Origin of the sequence: Chitinimonas sp. BJB300, from assembly GCF_002735695.1 — a bacterium.
Taxonomy (GTDB): Bacteria; Pseudomonadota; Gammaproteobacteria; order Burkholderiales; family Chitinimonadaceae; genus Chitinimonas.
Genome location: NZ_PDZH01000002.1, coordinates 39,236 through 60,601 on the forward strand (window position 1 = coordinate 39,236; position 21,366 = coordinate 60,601).

The window sequence follows — 21,366 nt, forward strand, 5'->3', positions numbered from 1 at the left end:
GCCCAAACTGCATCGGTATTTTTTGTTTACAGCATTGTTTTGGCTGTAGTCGAAGTTCTTCGAGTCCCCTTGTAATGCATCTCTGCAAGCTAGGCGCGTAGTCCCTGCCGTTGCTCGGCCGACTTCCGTGTTTTTCGTGCTATGCGCTTTACGCGCCATGGCGGGGCCGACGCATGTCGTTGGCGAATGGCAAAGATGATGGCTGTGACAGGGTCTGATTCGTGCCGCTTCTGGACGATAAGACAAATGAACGAGTTCGATTTCGAAACCCTGTGTGCAATCGGTTTGAACCATAACCTGGCTACGCAATGGTTTTCCCTGCCGCAAGCCGAGACTTGCAGCCTGATGCGGGTCATCGAGGTGCAACGCGACTGGTTGCATGTACACGATGGCCATACCGAGTACGCCGGCCGCGTCTTGCCGGCGTTATCGGCGGAACTGTACGCCGCAGGCACGGGTTTGGCAGTCGGTGATTGGGTTGGGGTAAAGGCCCAACCGCAAGGGGAATGGTGGGTGCATTGCCAGCTGGCACCCCAAAGCCACCTGGCTCGCCGAGCCAATGATGGCCGACGTCAGCCGTTGGCAAGCAATATCGACACGGCATTGCTGGTGATGGGTTTGGACCATGACTTCAACCTGCGGCGTATTGAGCGTTATCTGGCGTTAGTGCAGGCCGCGGGGGTGATGGGTGTAGTGGTATTCACCAAGGTGGATATCGGCCACGAGGTGGAGGCACGCATGGCCCAACTGCATGAACGCCTACCACGCAATGTGCCAACTTATGCGGTAAATGCATTGGCTTTGGCCACACAGCAGGAGCTTGCGCCATGGCTAGGGAGGGGCCAAACCTTGGTCCTATTGGGTTCCTCAGGTGCCGGGAAATCCACACTGACCAATACCCTGAGTGGCAGCAGCGTGCAGCAAACCGGTGGTCTACGGCAGGGGGATGGACGAGGACGGCATACCACTACCGCCCGGTCGCTGCATCTTTGCCCAGAAGGCGCATGCATTATCGACACGCCGGGTTTGCGGACATGGCGACCCGATGCGGATGCAGACAGTTTGGCGGCGACTTTTGAGGACATTGAGGCGCTGGCTCAGCACTGTCATTTTCGTGATTGCCAGCATGGTGATGAACCTGGCTGCGCGGTAAGGGATGTCATACCCGCAGACCGTCTACTCAATTATCACAAACTATTACGTGAGGTTCGCCGTAGCCAGCAGACACCGTTGGAGCGTAAAGCCCAGCAGGCGAAATGGAAGGTAATCGGCAAGGCAGGCAAGCAACGTAATCAAGAAAAACGACGAGGAAATTTATGATCAGTCAATTGCAAATGAAGATGTTTAGACCGAAAGCCAAGGCGGCTTTGGTTAAGACTGAGGCCGCCAGGAAGCTTGGCCACCATGCTGTGGTGGGCACAACGGCGAGTGAAAGCCAGGAAAGAATCGTACGGGAAGAGAACCAAGTCCTGCAGGCGAATGCACTGATGTTTCGCTACTGGTAATTTGCCCATACATGGCACAAACTCGGATACGTGTTATGGCAAGGCAATGGGGTAAGGTGCTGTTGCTGGTGGTACTTCCTCCTTGCCTTGCCATAGCTCGCGAGACTTTTGACAGGTTCTTACTGCGCAGCTGTGATCAGGGCTCATGTGCTGCTCGAAATCCTTATGTACATTCCGGTTTCTGTGCTGTGCTTCACCCTGCTGACAGCTGCTCGTGACAGATCGTAAACAGGCTCTAAGGACATACTCATTCAACTCCAGGGCCGTTAACCTAGGGTTTTAGCTTGGCGAGGCGGTCTCGTTCCGCTTGCAGGATATAGCGTTGGATTAGGTTCTGCGCCGGTGTGCCCAGATTGAGAAACTGGGCCCCGCTGCGAGTGGTGCGAATACCATTGCGCAAAGTGATGTCATTGACGACACGAATCTCTATATCGGCAACCAGCGTGCCAAGTTTGGGTAGTTCGATACGAATGCCACGGTACTTTACCCCAGGCCGAAGCAAGAGGCCGGGCATATAGCCAAGGATACCGAGACCACCGGCGCTCAAGTCCACCAAATCGATTTCCACTTCGTCGCCCTGCACGGGTACAAAGCAGGACAAAGGTGCAACTTCCAAGGTCATCAGCCGATAGTACGCACGCCTTTGCTCGGGCGTCTGGTCGTGTTGGCTCATGCGCATGCTCCAGAATTGGGGGCTATTGGGAATTGTAGTGCAGGGCCATGGCGCTTGGCGGCTGAAAAGAAGCACCCCGCTTCAGCGGGGTGATGGTGTGACAGATCAACCAATCCTTGGTGTTTAGAACAGGTGAATCAGACCCGTTGTCCAAGTGCTGTTCTTGCGTGCAGTGGCGGCTTGTCCTGCGGAGGTTTGAAGCAGGCCACCTGCATTCTGGTCATTTTTAGCTTGTGTGAACTCGGTGTAGACAATGCTGCGCTTGGACAGAGCGTAATCAACCCCCAATGCCCAGTAGGTGCCGCCGGTATCACTAAGTGTTCCCGAACTTTTGATGTTGCCGAGTTTGGTGAAGCCAAGGCGCGCAGTGAGATCACCAAATGGTTGGGTGATGACGGTGATGAAACTATTTCGCTTAAGAGATACGCCAGAGACGTTGACTTGCGCACGCCGTACGGCAACCTTCAGGTTGGTGCCCATTGGCAAGGTGTAACCACCGCCAAACAGGTAGTTTTTGACGGTAGTGCCTGCTACCGGTGTCTTGGTGCCATCTGCGCCATTATTGGTAGGGTCCAAGTCCTTTTGGTTTTCAAAAGCAAACACGGCGGTGATGGGGCCACCTGCGTAGTCGATAGCGCCAATGACGGCACGGGGTGATACACCGCTGGTCTTGCCTTCCATATCGGCATATTGCAGCTTGCCAGTGAAGCCCGAGATAGAGGGTGATTCGTAAGCGATACTATTGCTAATGCGGTAGTAGGCACCATCGATCAGCAAGCTGTTGATCATGGTCGAATTGCCATTAAAGCCATCAAAGCCTTCCTGGGCCAGATCGAAGTAAGTCTTGCCACGACCTAGCTTGGCCTTACCCCAGCTGTCAGCCTTGAAGCCGAGCCAGCCTTCACGATTTGCAAACCCCGCTTTGCTGGCGTCATCCATCGCTACTTTGCTCTCAATCTGGAAGAACGCCTTCAAGCCGCCGTCCAACGCCTCTTCACCCTTGAAACCAATGCGTGACCCAGTGTCTTCCACCAGCATCTTGGTGGTAACGCCATCGTTGGCCCGGGTAACAGCAAGCTGGGCAATACCGTAGATAACGACATTATCATCGGCATGTACTGCCTGTGCTGCAAACAGACTGGCGAGAACGGCAGCAATTGCGGTGAATTTCATTCGGAAGCTCCTGATTATCTTTTGTTGCGTCAGTTGATGGCGGATTGGCAGGACGCTTTAACCCACGTTACCTGTACAGGAAATTAGGACAGGCGCAAGCGTGCTATCGGCAGTCCATTGTTCGGCGCGAATGAATGCAGGCTGCATTAGGGAAATCCCGGGGGTTAATTTGAAAAGCATGAAAACTACGTGCCCACGGTCAGCTAATTGGGTGTCAAACCGCCGGCTAAACCGCACCTATGAAGGGTTTCCGGTGTTCTTTTCAGTAGTGGATGTACTTTGGGCTTACAGCGTCGAACGGGACATTTCGCATCAGATTTTGTTGCAAATATACAAATTGTTGCTTTTTTGTTATTGAAACTGATGTGAAATTTCGCGAGCTAACCAAAGACAGCCTTACAACTGGTTTACGATCTGTCGCGAGCAGTCGTCAGCGCAGCGCAGAAACCGGAATGTACGCTGGTACATGAGGACTTCGAGCAGCACATGAGCCCTGATCATGGCTGCGCAGTAAGTTCGTAAACAAGTTCTTAGAACTTGTTTTACCTCGCTTGGTTTGGGACTAAGCCTTGTTGACGTTACCTAGCGTGCTACAGGCGGCATTAGTCGTAAGCACAGGACTTTGGCTTAGGCGAGACGGGAGGGAGAATACCAGTCAGGCAGCAGATGGCTTCAATAGAGCCCGGCGGGTTCAATCAGCGGCAGCCGCTCGCCCGGGTCTTGCCGATAAAATTGGCGCAGTTGCTCGTAAATGGCTGGGTATTGGTCGTGCAGCAAGTGGGGGAGTTCGAAGAAGTATTCGGATAGCACCGCAAAAAATTCAGCAGGATTCTCAGCGGCGTAGGGGTCGATGGAAACGGCCTCACCCTGTGCGATTCGTCCTGAAAAATCGGCAAAGCCTGCTTCAAAGGCGCGTGTCCAGTCGGCAGCGTGCATGCTGGCATGCAGGGGTGGAAAGCCATTGGCCGTGCCATTCATCATATCGAGCTTGTGCGCGCATTCATGGATGACAACATTTCTGCCGTCCAGAGCCGGCCCGCGTTGGGCATCGGGCCAAGCCAACAATATAGGGCCATCCTGGCGTGCTTGGCCTGCTATTACCCATTCACCTTCATGCACCAGTCCGGCTTGGTCGTGCCAGGGGATGCGGCTGACAAATGCCGTGGGGTAAAGAATGATTTCTTTCCAGTCGGCATAGGCCTTGTCGCCCAGGTTGATAATGGGCAGGCAGGCTTGCGCGGCAACTTGCAGCAACCGGCGTTGGCTCAGGGCAAAGCCTTGTACGCCGTGGAAGACCTTGTGGGCGAGGAAGTGACGCATGCGGGCTTCCAGCCGCCACCATTCACAGTCACTTAATCCTGCGAGCAATGGCATTTGCCGGCCCAGTTCGGGCCAGGCGGGGTTGGCGAGCGGATCGGCCGGAGGGGTGCGGCGCAACAAGTTCAGCATGAGTACTATCCAAGTTTGGCAACTGGACCTTAGATGCTGGCGGGGTGGGTAATCTCAACTACCGTTTGTAGGTTGCTGATCCAACCATCGTGCAGCCATTGGCTTAACAGTGCAACGGCGCGATTGGGTGCTTCATCGGCGGAATGCCAAGCCAACAAGGCTGCGCAGGCATCGCCGAAGGGTTGCCCGGCCTGCATACTCAGGAGCAAAGCCGCTTCATCGTCTGCCAACGATCGATAGCAAGGCTGTAAGGAGTCGCGCCATATTGCCCAATAGCTTGGTATGGTTTGCGGGTCTGGCGGAGCCTCATCGGCATCCAGCGCGCGCCAAATCGCCAGCGTATTCCAGTTGAACGCCATTACGCTCAGGCTGGGATGCCAGTTGGGTTGTATTTCCTGCCAGTCTTCATCTGCCAAGGTACTGAGGATGGCTGGACCAGGTGTGGAGGTGTCGGCTGCATCGAAGGCGAGCCCCAATGCCCACTCGAAACGCGCCAACTCGGCGAAGGCTGGGACATCGGCATAAGGCGTCTGATTGTCGAGCAGCACCGCTAGCTGGTCACCAAACCAACGGATATTCGGCTGACGTGACGGTTGGGTGTCAAGATAGCGCCGTGTCAACGCCAGAAAATCGTCGTCACCTAACAACAAATGCAGCTTGGGATAGTTGCTGCGCAGGGCCTCGTCCAGCCGCAAGAGGTAGGCGTCCGCATAGATGCCAATTCGAATAGGGCGTGGTACAGCTGCGGTTTCCAAGATCAAGTCATTCAGCATGTCACTGCCATGGCGGATAGTCTGCGCCACCCTTTTTTGCAGACGGGCCAGTTGGGTATTCATGCAACCAACTCCGTGGTGATAGCGCGGGCGATGTCCAATTCCGCCAGTAGTGTGGAAAGCGGTGGGATGTTGTCGTCACGTTCAATCATGGTGGCTACGCCGGGAAAGCGTTTGGCCGCGGTACGGTATAGGTCCCACACGGCAGGCGGGACAGGTGCGTCATGTGTGTCGATAAGGTATTGGCCTCGATTCGCATGCCCTGCCAGATGAATCTGCCGCACGCGCTCGACCGGTATGGCTGCCAAATAGGTTTGGGGGTCGAAGCCATGATTAACGCTGCTCACGTAGATGTTATTGACGTCAAGCAGCAGCAAGCAGTCGGCCCGGCGGGCGATTTCGGTCAGGAAATCCCACTCTGGCATCTCGTCGATGTTGTAGCTCAGATAGCTCGATACGTTCTCGATGAGCAGACGCTGACCAATCGTATCCTGTACGCGCGCAATCCGGTCGGCGACATGAGTAATCACGGCTTCGGTATACGGCAGCGGCAAGAGATCGTGTAGGTTGACGCCATCCACCCCGGTCCAGCACAGGTGGTCGGACACCCACATTGGTTCCACCCGGTCGACCAATGCGCGTAATGACTTGAGATAGGTGGCATCCAATGGGTCGGTACCGCCTAGCGACATGGCGACGCCATGCAGCGCCATAGGGTATTCAATCCGTAGGCGGTCCAGAAAATGCAGGGGTTTGCCGCCAGGGAGTAAATAGTTGTCTGTCAACGCTTCCAGCCAGTCAACGCAGCCGGGTGTGGTCAACAAGTCTTGATAATGGTCAGGGCGCAAGCCCAGACCAAAGGCCGGGCTAGGTGTTTTAGGGGCATTCATGGGAAGGGAGAAAGCTGACAAGCTACAGGTGCGTGCTCCATCGGAGAGCAAATCATTTCACCAAGGAAGACACGATAGGCCTTGTGAAGGTTGATGGTCTTTTGGAATCAAACCTTGGCAAGGTTGGATGCAGCACAGAATTGACCGGTACATTGGTACACGGAGACTTTCTGCTGCATCCATGTCCTGCAGCAGCAGGACTTACTCTTTCACTTCCTTGCCGCCTTTTGTTTTGCACTCTTTGGCGCTGGCTTCTACCCAGCCATGGCCTTTGCAGCTGTTTTGGCCCTTACAGGCGTTTTCAGCTGTCTTGCAGCTCGACGTTCCTTTGCAGCTGTTGATGCCTTCGCACTTCACTTTTGCATGCTCTTTTTCGGCGGCAAGTGTTGGGGTAGCGCTAAGTGCAAGGGTGGCAACTGCAGCAGCGGCAAAGGCGGCGGAACTGAATTTCATTATGACTCTCCTGGTTGTGGATAACTGAAGCACAGCGCTTCTGTCCCGTTGGTCGTACAGTTACGCTGCGCCTTACACCTTAGGTGAGAAATTCTTGAATCGCTGAAAACATTAGAGTTAGCGGCAGCAACGATTAGGCAATAAACACATCCATCTGTTCTGCGGGTAGGTCTGTCTTGGGCGAAGGCTGATGGTTAGCCAGCTGCCAGCGGATAATCTTCAGTTCCCCCTCAATGGTTTCTACCAGTGCTGTGAGGCTTTCCACCCAATCCCCGTCGTTACAATAGAGGACGCCGTCAATCTCACGCATTTCGGCTTTGTGGATATGCCCGCAAATCACGCCATCCAGCCCACGTGTCTTAGCCTCTCTGGCGACAGCCTCTTCGAACTGGCTGACGAAGCTCACTGCTTTCTTTACTTTGTGCTTTAAAAATTGCGAGAGTGACCAATACGGCAAACCCAGTTTGCCGCGGATATGGTTGAACCAGCGATTGAGCTTGAGCGTGATGGTATAGGCATGGTCGCCCACAATCGCCAGCCAACGTGCGCACTGGATCACGCCGTCAAACAAGTCGCCATGCAGCACCAGAAAACGGCGGCCGTCAGCCATGGTATGGATCAACTCATCCTGGATGTCGATGCCACCAAATGCGAGACCGATAAACTGCCGCACCGCTTCGTCATGGTTGCCTGCGATGTAAACCACCTGCGTTCCTTTACGCGCTTTGCGCAGAATCTTCTGCACCACATCGTTATGTTCCTGATTCCAGTACCATGTGCGTTTCAAGGCCCAGCCATCGATGATGTCGCCCACAAGATAGAGATGATCGGACTCGGTATGCCGGAGGAAATCAAGCAGATAGGCCGCTTGGCAGCCTTGGGTGCCCAAATGTAGGTCCGATATCCAGATAGTGCGAAAATGCTGGCTGGGTTGGTCGCTCACGGTTGTCACAGGAGATGGCGATCATGTGAGCATGCCGTCTAAATGTGACAGTATCTTGAAAAGCACCGAGGGCCGCCCTGATGCCATCAGTGCAGCCCTCGCATGTCATGACTTGATAGATAGTGTTTACTTGCTCTCAAGCACTTCGCGGTCATTCAACGGTTGCAAAGGCCGCGCGTTCATGGGGTATTCCTGCCGAAAGCGTTCAATCTGTGCGCTGGATATCTCGACGGGTGTTTTTAAAACCAGCCAACGTACTTCCTCTGAACACGGCGGTGTGGTTAATGAGCCTTTGAAGGTATAGAACGTCAAATTGTCCGGCAGCAGGCTGGCCGGGCTCAATATTCTTTCGCTATAGCTGCGGGTTTCATTGTGCTCTGTCGGGATGCGAGGCCAGATTGCCTCAAGCGTTGGGTTGGGGCGGCCTTCCTTGAAGAGCACGGCAATGACGGCCAACGTGCCTGCCTCGCTCATATGCACCATATGGGCTACAAGTGGATACCGCCGCCCATTGATGGCTTCTTCGCTTGGAGTATGGAAATGAAATTGCTTGAGTTCATAGCGTTCACCTAGTGCCTCCAGCCAACTGCCTGGCTCGATATTCACTTGGATGGTATGGCCGTTGTTGGTGATGGCAAGCTTACTCAGGCCATAGGCAATCTTCAGCGGGTCGAGCTTTTGCTGCACGGCTCCTTCTATATTGATAGGGGATTGGGTCTTGCCTTCTACGCACTGTGAATAGGCCGAATTCATCGTGCCCCATCTTGCGGGCCCGGTCAGCTTGCCTTCATAGCTCCAATGGCTCAGGTCTTCTTCCTCATGCTCTACCAGCGACGGTTTTTTATTGGCCGTGGCGTTTTCACCATGCTTTGTCGCAGCGGGTTTGACGGCCCTGATATTTGCACGAAGTTGCGCTTTGGTTGGGGCCAGCGCCTTGTCTGTCTTAATAATGCTATTTGCGGCTGTGGCGTGGGGTGGGTCGTTAGCCAATGTGACGAGTGATGTAGCCAACAGACAAAGCGAGGTCATGAATCGCATGGTGACAAGATCCCTGGTAAGAGGAGTCTTGAGCTTAGTTGGTGAAATCAAACGGACTATCGTAAATCGGCAGTTTCTTGCGGATTGTTATCTGGTACGTTGTCCTTTTGCATCGATGACAACTTCGCCGTCTTCCTTGGTGAAAGGTTTTAAGAACCGGTCTAATGTCTCGCGAGCTAGGGCAAGATAAGGCGAAAACAGCCGAGGAAGCGGAGTTTACAAGTGGTAAATGAGCATTCCGAGGGTGTATTCAACGCCATATTGCCGACGCGTAGCAGACTTTATACCGGTTTTAAGAATTGCTTGGGCAATAGATCCAACACCACTTCCGAAGGCCGGCACAATTTCACGCCAGATGCTGTAACCACAATGGGACGGTTGATCAACACCGGGTGCTGCAACATGAAGTCGATGAGCTGCTCGTTCGTCCATTTGGCATCATCAAGGCCGAGCTCTTCATAGAGCGGACCTTTCTGGCGTAACAGGTCACGCGGGGTGATATGCATTGCTGCGATCAGCCCCACCAGTGTGTCATGGTCTGGCGGGTTGTCCAGGTAGCGGATAACCTCGGGCTCCACGCCAGCATGGCGAATCAATGCCAGCACATTGCGTGAAGTGCCACAAGCCGGATTGTGGTAGATGGTAACTTTGCTCATGTTTCCAGAATTTCCAATGGGGCTATTACGGTGGGCAACCGTTCAGGTATCAAGCAGGCGTAAATGCTTGCGTACAGACAAGGAAGCGCCAGCCAGGCTGAGTGCCGCAACACATAACAGGCTCAATGCCAGTGTGGCGAGAGCAGGTAACGACAACTGGAATGATTGCCCATACAGTCCTGCCAACTTTGCAACTGGTCCATTGAGACGGCTTAGGCCCACTGCCACCAAGCCTATGCCCACCAAACTGCCTAGCACGCCCTGAACGGCGGCCAGATACAGAAAGGGTCGGCGGATAAAGCTGTCGGTAGCGCCTATTAGCTTGCTGACCTCGATTTCTTCACGCCGAGTGAGGATTTGCATACGGATCAGGTTGGCGGTGATCAATAACAGCGCAGCCCCGAAGAGTCCCGCTACCGTAATCGCCGCTTCATGCCCCAGGCTGACGATGCTGCTAAGGCGTTGCGCCCATTCCGAGTCGAGCTGGATATGCTCAACTGCCGAGTCCGCTTTCAGCCGCGTGCTCAATTCCGCCAGGGTATTGGCATCGCCCTGCTTGAGGGTGAGTTCAAAACTATCGGGTAGCGGGTTATTACCCAGGCCGGCCAGCAGGTCGCCCATGCCACTGGTTTGTTCCAAATCCTTGAGGGCCTGAGTCTTATCGATGTGGCGGCTTTGCTTCACATTGGCATCGCTGGCGAGCAACGCCTGGATGCGGGCGACATCGGCGGCGCTGGCATCGGTTTGCAGAAAGACGCTGGCTTGCGGCTCGGTGGGCAACTGGCCCGCCATACCTTGTAGATTGCTGACCAAGGTGTAAAGGCCCAGAGGCAACGCAACGGCGATTCCGATGACCAGCAGGTTGAATAGCGAACTCAGCGGATTGGTCGCCAGTAGCCGCAAGGTGGTAAGGAGGGCCAGATAATGGAGACGGAGCCAGTGGGTCATTGGGTAAATTGCCCTTTGTTAAGTCGCAAGATACGGCGGCCGTAATCGGCCATCAGGCTTTCATCGTGGGCTGAAATCACAATGGTGACGCCTACCTGGTGGAAGCTTTTGAAAAGTTCCATGATGTCAAGCGCATAGGCTCGGTCCAGGTTGCCGGTTGGCTCATCCGCCAGCAGCACGGATGGCCGATGCACCACCGCGCGGGCGATGCACAGCCGTTGTTGCTCGCCGCCCGATAATGAGATCGGACTCATCTTCTCACGTCCCAACAGCCCGACTTTATCCAGGGCTGCACGCGCCCGCCGTCCGGCTTCGCGGCGGTCGTAGCCCACAATATCGAGTGGCAACATCACATTGTCGAATACCGTGCGGTCGAACAGGATTTTGTGGTCCTGGAAGATCAAGCCGATATGCCGGCGTAGAAAGGGTAGGGCGCCACTACGAATGCTGGCCAGATTTTGCCCGTTGACGACTACCGAGCCGGCAGTAGGGCGGTCGATGCCTGCTACCAGCCTGAGCAATGTAGATTTGCCTGCACCGGAGTGTCCGGCCAGGAAGACGAGCTCACCGGTTTCGATTTGAAAGCTGAGATTCTTCAGCGCCTCAAAGCCGCCGGTATAGCGTTTGCTGACTTGGTTGAACTGGATCATGGTAGCTCGGGCCTTCGTAAGAACCTGTCTAAAGTCTGCTGCGCGTCAGCAATACGGTGTTGAAAACATCCTCGGAATGCTCATTTACCACTTGTAAACTCCTCTTCCTCGGCCGTTTCTGCCTTGTCTTGCTATAGCACGCAAGACTTTAGACAGATTCTAAGGCCTTGGTCCTCACTCGATTAAGGCGTCCACATAGTCTTTGGCTTCAAACGGGCGTAAGTCATCAATCCCTTCGCCCACGCCGATAAAGCGTAGCGGAATCGGGTTCTGTTTGGCGATGCCTGCAATCACCCCGCCCTTGGCGGTACCGTCGAGCTTCGTCAGCACCAAGCCGGTCAGGCCCAGTGCGTCGTTAAAGGCTTTGACCTGCTGCAGCGCGTTTTGGCCGGTGTTGGCATCAAGCACCAGCAATACTTCGTGCGGGCCGGTTGGGTCTGCCTTGGCGATGACCCGTTTGACCTTGGCAATTTCATCCATCAGGTGCAGCTGGGTGGGCAGGCGACCGGCGGTATCCGCCAATACAATGTCGATACCACGTGCCTTGGCGGCGTTGATGGCATCGAAGCAGACCGCGGCGGAATCGCCACCATCTTGTGCGATGACGGTGACGTTGTTGCGTTCACCCCACGCCATAAGTTGTTCGCGTGCGGCAGCGCGGAAGGTATCACCCGCGGCGAGTAGGACGCTTTTCCCCTGGCTCTGAAAGTACTTGGCCAGCTTGCCGATACTGGTGGTTTTACCTGCCCCGTTGACGCCTGCCACCATGATGATGAATGGCGTGTGGCCTTCCACCTGCAAAGGTTTTTCCAAAGGTGCAATCAAGTCGGTCAACGCGCCTTTGAGGGCACCACGTAATTCGCTGGCATCTTTGAGCCCTGATAGGCTGACCCGTTGGCGCACATCTTTCAGCAGGTGGACGGTGGCATCCACGCCCATATCGGCGGTGAGCAGCACGGTTTCCAGCTCTTCATAGAGGTTCTCGTCAATCTGGCCGCCGCCGAAGAGCGCTGCCAACTCTTTGCCAAACTTATCGCGGGTCTTGGCCAAGCCGGCTTTCAGTTTGTATTGCCAGACCTCCTTTGACGCTTGGGCGACATCCTTTGCCAATACCGTTACATCGGTATTGAGCACCTCGACGGTTTTTTGCCAGAAGGATTTTTCTTCCACTGCCGCTACAGCAGGGGCCGTTGTAGCTACCATTACGGGCGCTGGCGTCACGGTTTGCGGGGCGGCTACCGTAACAGTCTCCAGTACGGTTTCTGGCGCAGGCGTAGCAGGCTTTTCCGCTGTGACAAGCCCGCCCAGGTCGGTATTGAGGGCCTTCCAGAGCTTTCTGCCCCAGCCGGTATCGTTGTTTTGTGTTGGTGTTTGTTCAGACATGCAATCGTAGCTTTCCAGTGCCGGCTTAACCGGTGAATTGGGGTAGGATTCTAGCCTGTTCAATCCCTTATCCCAACCTTCGCATGCCGAAGCTCGCGCCTAAAACTACCAAACCCATCCGTGGTACCAATCAATTACGCATCATTGGGGGCGACTATCGCCGCCGTATCCTGCCTTTTCCGGATGGTGAGGGCTTGCGGCCCACGCCCGATCGTGTACGGGAAACCCTATTCAACTGGCTGGGGCAAGACCTTGATGGCCGGGTTTGTCTTGATCTGTTCGCCGGCAGTGGTGCGTTGGGTTTTGAAGCAGCATCGAGGGGTGCACGCCGCGTTGTCATGGTGGAAATGGCACGCCCTGCGCTGGCGGCGTTGCAGTCGAACCGAGCCTTGCTTCAGGCAGAAGTAGTCGAGGTGGTTGGGGCGGATGCGTTGGCTTGGTTGGGTCGTAGCAGCGAGCAGTTTGATGTGGTTTTTCTTGACCCGCCCTTTGCCAGTGACTTCCTGGTCAAGGTATTGGCCGTAATTGCGCCGTGTTTGCACGAAGATGGCTTGGTATATATCGAAACAGCTGATTGGCCAGCGCTAACTGGTTGGGAAGTATTACGTAAAGGCAAGGCTGGTGTGGTGCACTATGGGTTGTTGCGTCTGACGCCTGTGGTGCACATTGCAGGCTAGACTAGCGATGGGGGCAGTGGGGTGCTCTATTTTGCTGCTTTTTCTTGCCTGCCATTGGCGCAATTAAGACGCCATAAGTTAGCAAGCCGTTTCTTTGGCATACTGGCCGAACAAACCTCAATCCCTAGGGAATAATAAGCATGCTCACGGTAAACGAGTACTTCGGCGGCGCGGTTAAATCCATTGCTTTTGGCATGGCGGAAGGCCCTGCTACGGTAGGTGTGATGGCGCCAGGCGATTATGAGTTTGGTACTACCCAGCGCGAAGTGATGCATGTGGTGGTCGGGGCGCTGATGGTGAAGTTGCCAGGCAAGGATGGGTGGGAAACGTTTGCAGCAGGCAGCCAATTCGTGGTGCCGGCAGACAGTAAGTTCCAGCTCAAGGTAGTGCAGAATACTGCCTACCTGTGCGAATACCGCTAGCCGTTCCACCTAACGGTTTGTTCTGCTCTGTATGGATCTAAGAACCTGTCTAAAGTCTGCTACGCGTCGGCAATATGGCGTTGAAAACACCCTCGGAATGCTCATTTACCCTGTGTAAACTCCGCTTCCTCGGCTGTTTTCGCCTTGTCTCGCCCTAGCTCGCGAGACTTTGAACAGGTTCTAATAGACCTGTATCTGAACGAGTGGCCAGGAAAAAGCCCGATCGTGTGATCGGGCTTTTTTGCGCTGCTTACTTTTTAGCAGGGGCTTCTTTGACTAATTTGGCAGCATCAGCTGCTGCCTGCCAAGGTAATGGTATGGCGCTGCCGTTGACATTGAGTTGGCCGGAATTCCATTGGGCGTTGGTGCTGAGCGTATCGCCATCGGCCTTGATCAGATTTTGTGCCGTCAGTTTACGGATCTGACTTTCCATCAGGTTGCGCGCCAGATTGTCCAGATCAGCCGTATCCGGATGTTCCCCTTCCTCAGTGTCCACAGCGATCATGCCACGCGCTTGCCAAAGGACATAGGTTTCGATGACCTGTTTGGGCACCTTCAAATCCGCGCTGGCTTGCAAACGTTCCAATAGCTTGATCGGTGCATCCAGATCAGCATCTTGGAATCCTTTGAGGGCTAGATTGGCCTTGAGGAATACTTCACCTTCTGGCAGCTTGATCGATAGCTTTTTTACCAACAGGGCAGGGTCATTGCGCAGTAGTGGTAGGCCTTCCTTCCGTAGGATGGAGAAGATTTTCGCCGCCTGGTCAGTTGGGTCGGCCACCTTCCGTTGGATGTCGCCGATAGTCTTGGACAGTTTAGCCAGGGTGGGGGCGTGCAAATGGTTGGCTGCTACCGATAACACCGCAGGCCCATAGTGCTTGCCATTTAGGGTCAATGCCTGCAGGTTGATATCACCGCTGGAATCCAGGAAATCGCCTGCCTCATTCGTATTGACCAGGTAGCTGAACTTTTCCAGGGCGATATCGAGTTCAGGCGCTTCATCTGCGCGCTTGAAAGTGGCGGAAGCCAGCGTCAACTTGCCATCGCCTAACATCAACCCGGCTTTGCCACGCGTATTGTGCGCTTCAAAGCGGAAGTCCTTCACATCCAAAGTGCCTTTGGTGCCTGCCTCGAAATGCAATCCTGGCGCCAAGGCAGTAATGTCGACCTTATTGAAGTCGCCGCCATAGGCAATGGTCGCATCCAAACCTTGCCAAACGGATTTCACCTTGGCGAGCGTTTCTTCATAGGTGAAGTTCGGTATTTTGATCCGTACAACACCGTCGTCATTGAAGGCGATCTGGTTTTCGATCTGTAATGCTTGCTGATCGCCAAATATCTTTTTCAATAGTGTCTGGGTATCAGGATTGAAATCGATCTGGGTGGTGACGGCCGCCTTCAGTGGCGTTGGACTCCCCTTACTCAACAGCGGCAGCGGGCCGTGCTTGATAGTCTGGGTGTAGGTCAGTTCCAGCTTCACATCACCCAGCTCTTGCAGTTGCAGCAACTGGTAGGGTTTGAGCAAATTGGGACTCAAGGCAACCGTGGTGCGCTCATAGGAACTGAAGATCCCACGTTGGTAGTCGCGTGACTTGACCACGAAATAGGGCAGGTCGGCCAAGAGCTGGTGTTGCTTGGCCAATGTGGTTTCTGTCTCTTTGCCTGCCCACCAGCTCGTACCGGTGTAGGCGATGGCAAGCGCGCCGACCACGGCGCCGGCAATTAGGGGAATCTTCAGCTTGGGAGTCACGGACGTGAGGGCCTTGGGGGGTTAGATGTTACGGGCAAGCTCTATCGCTCGGCCTAAATAGCTGGCCGGTGTCAATTCGAGCAGCCGGGCTTTTTCTGGTTCCGGGATGGCCAGGGTTTTAATGAAAGTGTGCAGTGTGTCACGGTTGATGCCGGCCTTGCCGCGGGTCAGGTCCTTCAACTGTTCGTAGGCATTGGGCACGGCGTAGCGGCGCATGACGGTTTGGATAGGTTCGGCCAGCACTTCCCAATTGGCGTCCAGGTCTGCAGCCATGGCGGCAGGGTTGGCTTGCAGCTTGTCCAAGCCCTTGATGGCCGAAACGTAGCCCAACAAGGTATAGCCCAGCGCAACGCCCATATTGCGAAGCACTGTTGAATCGGTGAGGTCGCGCTGCCAGCGTGAGATAGGCAGCTTTTGGCTCAGATGGGTCAACATGGCGTTGGCCATACCGAGGTTGCCTTCGGCATTCTCGAAATCGATGGGGTTGACCTTGTGCGGCATGGTCGAGCTGCCGATTTCGCCTTCCTTCAACTTCTGCTTGAAAAAGCCAAGCGAAATGTATCCCCAGATATCGCGATTCATATCAATCAGGATCGTATTGGCGCGTGCGAAGTTGTCGTACAACTCGCTCATGTAGTCGTGCGGTTCGATCTGAATGGTGTAGGGATTGAAGCTGATACCCAGTGACTCAACGAATCGTTGGGCAAAGGTGGGCCAATCCACCTCAGGGTAAGCTGCCAAATGTGCGTTGTAGTTGCCGACTGCGCCGTTGATCTTGCCGAGTAGTTCGACCTTGGCGATGCGCTGGTGCTGGCGTTCCAGCCGATACGCGATGTTCGCCATTTCCTTGCCCATGGTGGTGGGGGTGGCAGGTTGGCCATGGGTGCGTGACATCATCGGCTTGTCGGCCAGGTCAAGTGCTTGGGCTTTCAACCGGTCGATGATGCCCTGTAACTGGGGCAGCATCGCTTCGCGCCCGGCCTTCAGCATCAGCGCGTGCGACAGATTATTGATATCTTCCGAGGTGCAGGCGAAGTGCAGGAATTCGCTGATTGGCCCGATTTCCGGGTTGCCGGAAAGGCGTTCCTTCAGCCAGTACTCAATGGCTTTTACGTCATGATTGGTGCGGCTTTCAATGGCTTTTACTTCCCCGGCATGGGCTTCGGAGAAATTGGCCACAACTTCGTCGAGTTCGGCAATCGTGCTGGCCGAGAATGCAGGTACTTCACCGATGGTGGGCTCTGCAGCCAGGGCTTTGAGCCATTCCACTTCGACTTTCACCCGATACTTGATCAGGGCATATTCACTAAAGCAGTGGCGCAGGGCGCTGACCTGCTTGTGATAGCGGCCGTCGAGTGGAGAAAGGGCGGTGAGGGTAGAAAGCGTCATGGCGAGAAAAAGTCCAATCAAAACAAGCGTGCGATTCTAGCATGGCCGGCTTTCCTGCCGAACCATGACAGACAAAAGCAGCCCGAAGGCTGCTCGTTGGTTGATATCGATCAATAGCTTACTGTCTAACGACGCGAATCGTACCGTGGTAAGTACCGCTTTTGCCAACATAGACCAATGGGCCTGCCATGTGAGGCCGGTGTTCCTTTTCGCTGAACGACAGTACATAGCTGACGTTGTTGCCGTGCTTGACGTTGAGTTTGGCCCCGTCGAAAGCAGCTGGGGAAAATGCTTGTGTCAGGTCGCCAAAGGGAGTGTTGAACATCGTGGTGTGCCCGGTTACGGTACCGCCGATCACCGTTTCAATAACCAATTGTGCTTTACCTTCAAAGCCCGTGCTGTCGATAGCCCATTTGCCCTCCCAGTTGCCAACAAGCATGCTTGTCGGATCGGCAACGGCTGGCGCAATGGGTGTATTGGCGCAGCTGGTTAGGCCGAGCAAGCTGGCCAGAAGGGTTATGGTAAGAAGGCATGAGTAGCGCATGTTGGACTTTCCATTTAAGTGGTAAGCCTATCGCAAGTGAATCAGGGATGAACTGAATAGCCTAGTCTAAGAACCTGTTTACGACTGCTCGTAAACAGAGTTCTAAGAACCTGTCTAAAGTCTGCTGCGCGTCGGCAATATGGCGTTGAAATCACCCTCGGAATGCTCATTTACCCTGTGTAAACTCCGCTTCCTCGGCTGTTTTCGCCTTATCTTGCCCTAGCTCGCAAGACTTTCTAGTCAGGTCCTAAAGCTGAACCATTTCAAGATGCTTAAGACTGCGCCCAAGGAAGCGTTCGCCAACGGTTTGAAAGCGTAGGGGAATATCGGTGACGTAATAGCGATAAATCGGTTCACCACGCTGCGGATTGGCTAAATCCAGTTCCACCAGCGTGGCGGCGACTTGTTCTGCGACGCTGATCGCAGAGTCAACCAACCGAATCTGAGCGCCCACTTCCTGTGCCAGCAGGGGCTTGAGCAGGGGGTAATGGGTGCAACCGAGCACGAGGGTATCAATGCCTTCGGCCAATACCGGTTTCAGATATTCCTGCACGGTCAAACGCGTGACAGGGTGATCCAGCCAACCTTCTTCTACCAGCGGCACCAGCAGCGGGCAGGATTGCGAAAAGACGCGTGCTTCGGCATTCAGCGCATGCACACCACGGGCATAGGCATTCGAGTTGACAGTGGTTGGGGTGGCAATCACGCCTATGGCGTCGTTACGGGTAAATGCCACGGCATCATGGGCACCCGCTTCGATCACATCGATAACGGGTATGTTGACGCGGCTGCGGATTTTGTTCGCAGCCACTGCCGAGATGGTGTTGCAGGCAATTACCAGCAGTTTCACTTCCTGTTGCATCAGAAAATCAACGATCTGTTGAGTGAATTGCTCGATGGTTGCAACCGACTTCACGCCATACGGCACCCGGGCGGTATCGCCAAAGTAGACGATGTCCTCGAAGGGCAGGCGCTCCATCAGTGCGCGGGTAACGGTCAGGCCGCCGATACCGGAATCAAAGACACCAATTGGGCGGGATGCTTGCTGGGCGGGCATGGGGAGCAATGCGGTAATGGAGAGATGGATATTCTACGTTAGAACCTGTTTACGATCTGTCGCGGGCCATGGATGAGGTTCATGTCGGTGCATCAAGGTGGCGCGCCAGTGCCCAGGCCACGTGTTCGCGTACCAGTTCTGAAGCGTCATCTTGACGGCTGCGCAAGGCGTTGACGACGGCGGGACTAGTGGGGGCATTCCCCAGTCCAACCGCGATGTTCCGCAGCCAGCGTTCATAGCCGATCCGGTAGATGGCCGTGCCGGCGAGTTTGTTGAGGAAATCTTGTTCACGCCAGGCAAACAGTTCGACGAGGCTGACATCATCCAATCCATTACGCACCGCAAAGTCGCTTTCCTTGCTATCGACGGCAAAGCGGTTCCACGGGCAGGTAAGTTGGCAGTCATCGCAGCCATAGACCCGGTTGCCGATCAATGGGCGCAGTTCGGTAGGAATGGCGCCTTTGAGTTCAATGGTGAGATAAGACACACAACGGCGGGCATCGACCTGATACGGGGCGACAATGGCTTGGGTAGGGCAGATATCAATGCAGCGTGTACAACGGCCGCAGTGTTCTTGCGCCAGTGGTGGGTCGATGGGCAGGGGCAGGTCGGTGAATAGCTCGCCCAGGAAAAAGAACGAGCCATGCTCGCGGGTCAGCAATAGTGTATGTTTTCCGCGCCAACCGAGGCCCGCCCGCTCAGCGGCAGCAACTTCCATGACGGGGGCAGAGTCTACAAATGCCCGATAGCCGAAATCGCCTGCTGCGGTGATGATACGTTCAGCCAGTTTTTTAATACGGCTGCGCAAAACCTTGTGATAATCGCGTCCCAGGGCGTAGCGCGAGATAAACGCAGCTTCGCCATTCACTAACACTGCCTCGCTTGATTTGGCCGCGGGAGGGCGGTAATTCATCCGTAGTGAGATCACCCGTCGCGTGCCGGGCACCAGTTCGGCAGGCCGGGCGCGCTTGCTGCCATGGGCGGCCATATAATCCATTTCGCCATGATTGCCAGCCGCCAGCCACGCTTGCAGATCCTGTTCGGTTTTAGCGCCCAGGTCCGCATCGCCGATCATGGCTGCGTCAAAGCCGAGCGCGGTAGCCCAGCGCTTGATATCGCTGGCCAAGGCGGCCCAATCTCGTTCAACTCCAGGTTTACTCACATTTACATCATGCATAGCCAAGATCATACCCTGAGCGTCTTCCTGACCGATGAAGCGGCGACCTTGGGTATGGGGAAAACCCTGGCGCCATCAATGCGCGGCGGGCTAACGATTTTTCTGCAAGGCGACCTCGGAGCCGGAAAAACCACGCTGACTCGTGGCATATTGCATGCCCTTGGTCACCAGGGTCGGGTCAAGAGTCCGACCTATACCTTGGTTGAACCTTATGTAATTTCTAATTTACACTTCCATCACTTTGATTTATATAGGTTTGGAGATCCAGGTGAATGGGAGGATGCTGGGTTCCGGGAAATGTTCAATCCCGACAGTATCTGCTTGGTGGAATGGCCGGATAAAGCAGCCGGTTTGTTACCCCAGCCCGACTGGATCATTCGCCTTGAACCTGAAGCCGATGGCCGGCGCCTTACGCTGCTGGCGCTTACGCTTACTGGAAAAGCATGTTTAGCAAGTTTGACCGATTTTCCCCCCAGCCCCAACGCCGCCTGATCTTGCAGGGGGCGGTAGCCACACTGCTTTTGGGCTTGGCCCCGTGTGCCATTGCCGGCAGTGCGGTGGTGGCGGTGCGCGTGTGGCCCGCGAAGGCCTATACCCGTATTACGCTGGAAGCCAACGCCCCATTGCAATTCAAACACTTTTTTGTGCCCGATCCAGACCGGTTGGTGATCGACCTCGAAGGGGCCGATTGGGGTGAAGAGCTGAATAACATCGCGGCGCGGATCGGTACGGACGACCCTTATGTCAAGCAATTGCGGGCAGGCCGCTACAAACCGGGTACGGTGCGGGTGGTGCTAGACTTGAAGACCGAAGTCAAACCCCAGGTGTTTTCTTTGGAGCCGTTTGGTGAATACAAGCATCGGTTGGTGATCGATCTTTACCCCGCCAAGTCCGACGACCCATTGCTGAGCCTGTTGGATGACAACAAGCTGCCGGCGGTGCAGCCGGAAAAACCATCCAATAAAGAGCCCGGCACAAACGGAAAAGACAGACTGCAGGTTGATCGCCTGGTTACCATTGCGATTGATCCCGGTCATGGCGGCGAAGACCCTGGCGCGGTTGGTAAAGGGGGCACTTACGAAAAAACCGTGACGCTGGCTATCGGCAAGAAGCTTAAATCGCTAATCGACAAAGAGCCGAACATGCGTGCGGTGTTGACGCGGGATGATGACTACTTTGTGCCACTGGCCCAACGTGTGGTGAAGGCGCGCAAGGTGAATGCCGACCTGTTCATGTCAATCCACGCGGATGCCTTTGTACGGCCCGATGCGAATGGCTCGTCCGTATTTGCCCTTAGCGAAGGGGGTGCCACCAGTACTGCCGCCAAATGGTTGGCCAAGACCCAGAACGAATCGGATTTGATCGGCGGGGTGCGTCTGGATGTGAGGGACCCCCACTTGGCCAAGACGCTACTTGATCTGACCCAGACCGCCACCATCAACGACAGCCTCAAGCTGGGCAAGGCGATGCTGATGTCGCTGGGCGAGATCAACCGCCTGCATAAACCGCATGTCGAGCAAGCCGGCTTTGCCGTGCTGAAGTCGCCGGATATCCCTTCGGTTTTGGTAGAGACGGCGTTTATCTCCAACCCGTCTGAAGAGAAAAAACTGGCTGATGATGCCTACCAAACCAAGATGGCCGAGAGCCTTTTGGCCGGCATCAAACGTTATCTGTCCAAAAACCCACCCCTGGCGCGAAATAAGCTGGCACAAGGTTGAAAAGCAGGGGCGAGTGTCTGCTTGATGGATCCTCGGCTATTAACTGGTGGCGCTCGGAACCCAGCCTGGCGCCGCCATGTCCAGGGTAACCAGGGTGG

At 55.0% G+C, this 21,366-nt stretch carries 23 protein-coding genes; 6 read left to right on the forward strand and 17 right to left on the reverse strand.

The features are described 5' to 3' along the window. Window positions 1–246 precede the first annotated feature (246 nt). Window positions 247–1,320 (forward strand): ribosome small subunit-dependent GTPase A, encoded by a 1,074-nt coding sequence (gene rsgA, locus CSQ89_RS00595; protein WP_099404254.1) that lies wholly within the window; start codon window positions 247–249, stop codon window positions 1,318–1,320. Next, window positions 1,317–1,505, forward strand: coding sequence for a hypothetical protein (locus CSQ89_RS00600; RefSeq protein WP_099404255.1), 189 nt, complete (start codon window positions 1,317–1,319; stop codon window positions 1,503–1,505). The genes rsgA and CSQ89_RS00600 overlap by 4 nt, the downstream gene beginning before the upstream one ends. A 271-nt stretch (window positions 1,506–1,776) precedes the next feature. Here the strand turns inward: CSQ89_RS00600 and CSQ89_RS00605 are convergent, their stop codons facing one another. The 12 genes from CSQ89_RS00605 to ftsY all read right to left on the reverse strand — a co-directional run bounded on the left by CSQ89_RS00605 (window position 1,777) and on the right by ftsY (window position 12,597). Then, window positions 1,777–2,178, reverse strand: a complete 402-nt coding sequence (locus tag CSQ89_RS00605) for a flagellar brake protein (protein WP_158228843.1) — start codon at window positions 2,176–2,178, stop codon at window positions 1,777–1,779. Window positions 2,179–2,301: 123 nt separating this feature from the next. After that, window positions 2,302–3,351, reverse strand: coding sequence for a porin (locus CSQ89_RS00610; protein ID WP_099404257.1), 1,050 nt, complete (start codon window positions 3,349–3,351; stop codon window positions 2,302–2,304). Window positions 3,352–4,023: 672 nt separating this feature from the next. Then, the gene (locus tag CSQ89_RS00615; protein ID WP_099404258.1) at window positions 4,024–4,800 is read right to left on the reverse strand and encodes a zinc-dependent peptidase; all 777 of its coding nucleotides are present in this window, start codon (window positions 4,798–4,800) and stop codon (window positions 4,024–4,026) included. Window positions 4,801–4,829: 29 nt separating this feature from the next. Continuing rightward, window positions 4,830–5,636, reverse strand: coding sequence for an HvfC/BufC N-terminal domain-containing protein (locus CSQ89_RS00620; RefSeq protein WP_099404259.1), 807 nt, complete (start codon window positions 5,634–5,636; stop codon window positions 4,830–4,832). After that, on the reverse strand, window positions 5,633–6,463 hold the full coding sequence (gene bufB, locus CSQ89_RS00625) for an MNIO family bufferin maturase (RefSeq protein ID WP_099404260.1): 831 nt from the start codon (window positions 6,461–6,463) through the stop codon (window positions 5,633–5,635). The genes CSQ89_RS00620 and bufB overlap by 4 nt, the downstream gene beginning before the upstream one ends. Window positions 6,464–6,664: 201 nt before the next feature. After that, window positions 6,665–6,916: a BufA2 family periplasmic bufferin-type metallophore gene (gene bufA2, locus CSQ89_RS00630; RefSeq protein ID WP_099404261.1), complete on the reverse strand. Its 252-nt coding sequence runs from the start codon at window positions 6,914–6,916 to the stop codon at window positions 6,665–6,667. Window positions 6,917–7,049: 133 nt separating this feature from the next. Further along, complete coding sequence (locus tag CSQ89_RS00635; RefSeq protein ID WP_099404262.1) at window positions 7,050–7,859, reverse strand: UDP-2,3-diacylglucosamine diphosphatase; 810 nt, start codon at window positions 7,857–7,859, stop codon at window positions 7,050–7,052. A gap of 126 nt (window positions 7,860–7,985) precedes the next feature. Continuing rightward, entirely contained in the window at window positions 7,986–8,897 is a 912-nt protein-coding gene (locus CSQ89_RS00640) for a carbonic anhydrase (RefSeq protein WP_233202923.1), read from the reverse strand. A 281-nt stretch (window positions 8,898–9,178) separates the two neighbouring features. Continuing rightward, window positions 9,179–9,553, reverse strand: coding sequence for an arsenate reductase (glutaredoxin) (arsC, locus tag CSQ89_RS00645; protein WP_099404264.1), 375 nt, complete (start codon window positions 9,551–9,553; stop codon window positions 9,179–9,181). Window positions 9,554–9,595: 42 nt separating this feature from the next. Further along, window positions 9,596–10,501, reverse strand: coding sequence for a permease-like cell division protein FtsX (gene ftsX, locus CSQ89_RS00650; protein WP_099404265.1), 906 nt, complete (start codon window positions 10,499–10,501; stop codon window positions 9,596–9,598). Then, a complete protein-coding gene (gene ftsE, locus CSQ89_RS00655; RefSeq protein WP_099404266.1) occupies window positions 10,498–11,151 on the reverse strand; it encodes a cell division ATP-binding protein FtsE in 654 nt (217 codons plus the stop codon). Before ftsE ends, ftsX begins: the two co-directional genes overlap by 4 nt. Before the next feature lie 174 nt (window positions 11,152–11,325). After that, on the reverse strand, window positions 11,326–12,597 hold the full coding sequence (ftsY, locus tag CSQ89_RS00660; protein ID WP_233202924.1) for a signal recognition particle-docking protein FtsY: 1,272 nt from the start codon (window positions 12,595–12,597) through the stop codon (window positions 11,326–11,328). A gap of 20 nt (window positions 12,598–12,617) precedes the next feature. On the opposite strand from ftsY, the gene rsmD reads away from it, so the two are divergent. Then, window positions 12,618–13,211, forward strand: a complete 594-nt coding sequence (rsmD, locus tag CSQ89_RS00665; RefSeq protein ID WP_099404267.1) for a 16S rRNA (guanine(966)-N(2))-methyltransferase RsmD — start codon at window positions 12,618–12,620, stop codon at window positions 13,209–13,211. Between the two features lie 140 nt (window positions 13,212–13,351). Continuing rightward, the gene (ppnP, locus tag CSQ89_RS00670; RefSeq protein ID WP_099404268.1) at window positions 13,352–13,633 is read left to right on the forward strand and encodes a pyrimidine/purine nucleoside phosphorylase; all 282 of its coding nucleotides are present in this window, start codon (window positions 13,352–13,354) and stop codon (window positions 13,631–13,633) included. Between the two features lie 250 nt (window positions 13,634–13,883). Here the strand turns inward: ppnP and CSQ89_RS00675 are convergent, their stop codons facing one another. The 5 genes from CSQ89_RS00675 to queG form a co-directional block, all read right to left on the reverse strand. Further along, window positions 13,884–15,383, reverse strand: a complete 1,500-nt coding sequence (locus CSQ89_RS00675; RefSeq protein WP_099404269.1) for a YdgA family protein — start codon at window positions 15,381–15,383, stop codon at window positions 13,884–13,886. Between the two features lie 21 nt (window positions 15,384–15,404). After that, window positions 15,405–16,772: an adenylosuccinate lyase gene (purB, locus tag CSQ89_RS00680; RefSeq protein WP_099404285.1), complete on the reverse strand. Its 1,368-nt coding sequence runs from the start codon at window positions 16,770–16,772 to the stop codon at window positions 15,405–15,407. Between the two features lie 118 nt (window positions 16,773–16,890). Then, window positions 16,891–17,316, reverse strand: coding sequence for a hypothetical protein (locus CSQ89_RS00685; RefSeq protein WP_099404270.1), 426 nt, complete (start codon window positions 17,314–17,316; stop codon window positions 16,891–16,893). Window positions 17,317–17,563: 247 nt separating this feature from the next. After that, on the reverse strand, window positions 17,564–18,373 hold the full coding sequence (murI, locus tag CSQ89_RS00690) for a glutamate racemase (protein WP_099404271.1): 810 nt from the start codon (window positions 18,371–18,373) through the stop codon (window positions 17,564–17,566). 79 nt (window positions 18,374–18,452) lie between these two features. Beyond that, window positions 18,453–19,535: a tRNA epoxyqueuosine(34) reductase QueG gene (gene queG, locus CSQ89_RS00695; protein ID WP_233202925.1), complete on the reverse strand. Its 1,083-nt coding sequence runs from the start codon at window positions 19,533–19,535 to the stop codon at window positions 18,453–18,455. 9 nt (window positions 19,536–19,544) lie between these two features. Between queG and tsaE the strand changes: the two genes are divergently transcribed. Beyond that, window positions 19,545–20,042 (forward strand): tRNA (adenosine(37)-N6)-threonylcarbamoyltransferase complex ATPase subunit type 1 TsaE, encoded by a 498-nt coding sequence (gene tsaE, locus CSQ89_RS00700; RefSeq protein ID WP_099404287.1) that lies wholly within the window; start codon window positions 19,545–19,547, stop codon window positions 20,040–20,042. Next, complete coding sequence (locus CSQ89_RS00705; RefSeq protein WP_099404272.1) at window positions 19,994–21,268, forward strand: N-acetylmuramoyl-L-alanine amidase; 1,275 nt, start codon at window positions 19,994–19,996, stop codon at window positions 21,266–21,268. The genes tsaE and CSQ89_RS00705 overlap by 49 nt, the downstream gene beginning before the upstream one ends. Window positions 21,269–21,366: the final 98 nt, after the last annotated feature.

Coding starts and splice junctions, on each gene's coding strand:
- rsgA (WP_099404254.1), top strand. CDS start 247: ATGAACGAGTTCGATTTCGAAACCCTGTGTGCAATCGGTTTGAACCAT.
- CSQ89_RS00600 (WP_099404255.1), top strand. CDS start 1,317: ATGATCAGTCAATTGCAAATGAAGATGTTTAGACCGAAAGCCAAGGCG.
- CSQ89_RS00605 (WP_158228843.1), bottom strand. CDS start 2,178: ATGAGCCAACACGACCAGACGCCCGAGCAAAGGCGTGCGTACTATCGG.
- CSQ89_RS00610 (WP_099404257.1), bottom strand. CDS start 3,351: ATGAAATTCACCGCAATTGCTGCCGTTCTCGCCAGTCTGTTTGCAGCA.
- CSQ89_RS00615 (WP_099404258.1), bottom strand. CDS start 4,800: ATGCTGAACTTGTTGCGCCGCACCCCTCCGGCCGATCCGCTCGCCAAC.
- CSQ89_RS00620 (WP_099404259.1), bottom strand. CDS start 5,636: ATGAATACCCAACTGGCCCGTCTGCAAAAAAGGGTGGCGCAGACTATC.
- bufB (WP_099404260.1), bottom strand. CDS start 6,463: ATGAATGCCCCTAAAACACCTAGCCCGGCCTTTGGTCTGGGCTTGCGC.
- bufA2 (WP_099404261.1), bottom strand. CDS start 6,916: ATGAAATTCAGTTCCGCCGCCTTTGCCGCTGCTGCAGTTGCCACCCTT.
- CSQ89_RS00640 (WP_233202923.1), bottom strand. CDS start 8,897: ATGCGATTCATGACCTCGCTTTGTCTGTTGGCTACATCACTCGTCACA.
- arsC (WP_099404264.1), bottom strand. CDS start 9,553: ATGAGCAAAGTTACCATCTACCACAATCCGGCTTGTGGCACTTCACGC.
- ftsX (WP_099404265.1), bottom strand. CDS start 10,501: ATGACCCACTGGCTCCGTCTCCATTATCTGGCCCTCCTTACCACCTTG.
- ftsE (WP_099404266.1), bottom strand. CDS start 11,151: ATGATCCAGTTCAACCAAGTCAGCAAACGCTATACCGGCGGCTTTGAG.
- rsmD (WP_099404267.1), top strand. CDS start 12,618: ATGCCGAAGCTCGCGCCTAAAACTACCAAACCCATCCGTGGTACCAAT.
- ppnP (WP_099404268.1), top strand. CDS start 13,352: ATGCTCACGGTAAACGAGTACTTCGGCGGCGCGGTTAAATCCATTGCT.
- purB (WP_099404285.1), bottom strand. CDS start 16,772: ATGACGCTTTCTACCCTCACCGCCCTTTCTCCACTCGACGGCCGCTAT.
- CSQ89_RS00685 (WP_099404270.1), bottom strand. CDS start 17,316: ATGCGCTACTCATGCCTTCTTACCATAACCCTTCTGGCCAGCTTGCTC.
- murI (WP_099404271.1), bottom strand. CDS start 18,373: ATGCCCGCCCAGCAAGCATCCCGCCCAATTGGTGTCTTTGATTCCGGT.
- tsaE (WP_099404287.1), top strand. CDS start 19,545: ATGCATAGCCAAGATCATACCCTGAGCGTCTTCCTGACCGATGAAGCG.
- CSQ89_RS00705 (WP_099404272.1), top strand. CDS start 19,994: ATGTTTAGCAAGTTTGACCGATTTTCCCCCCAGCCCCAACGCCGCCTG.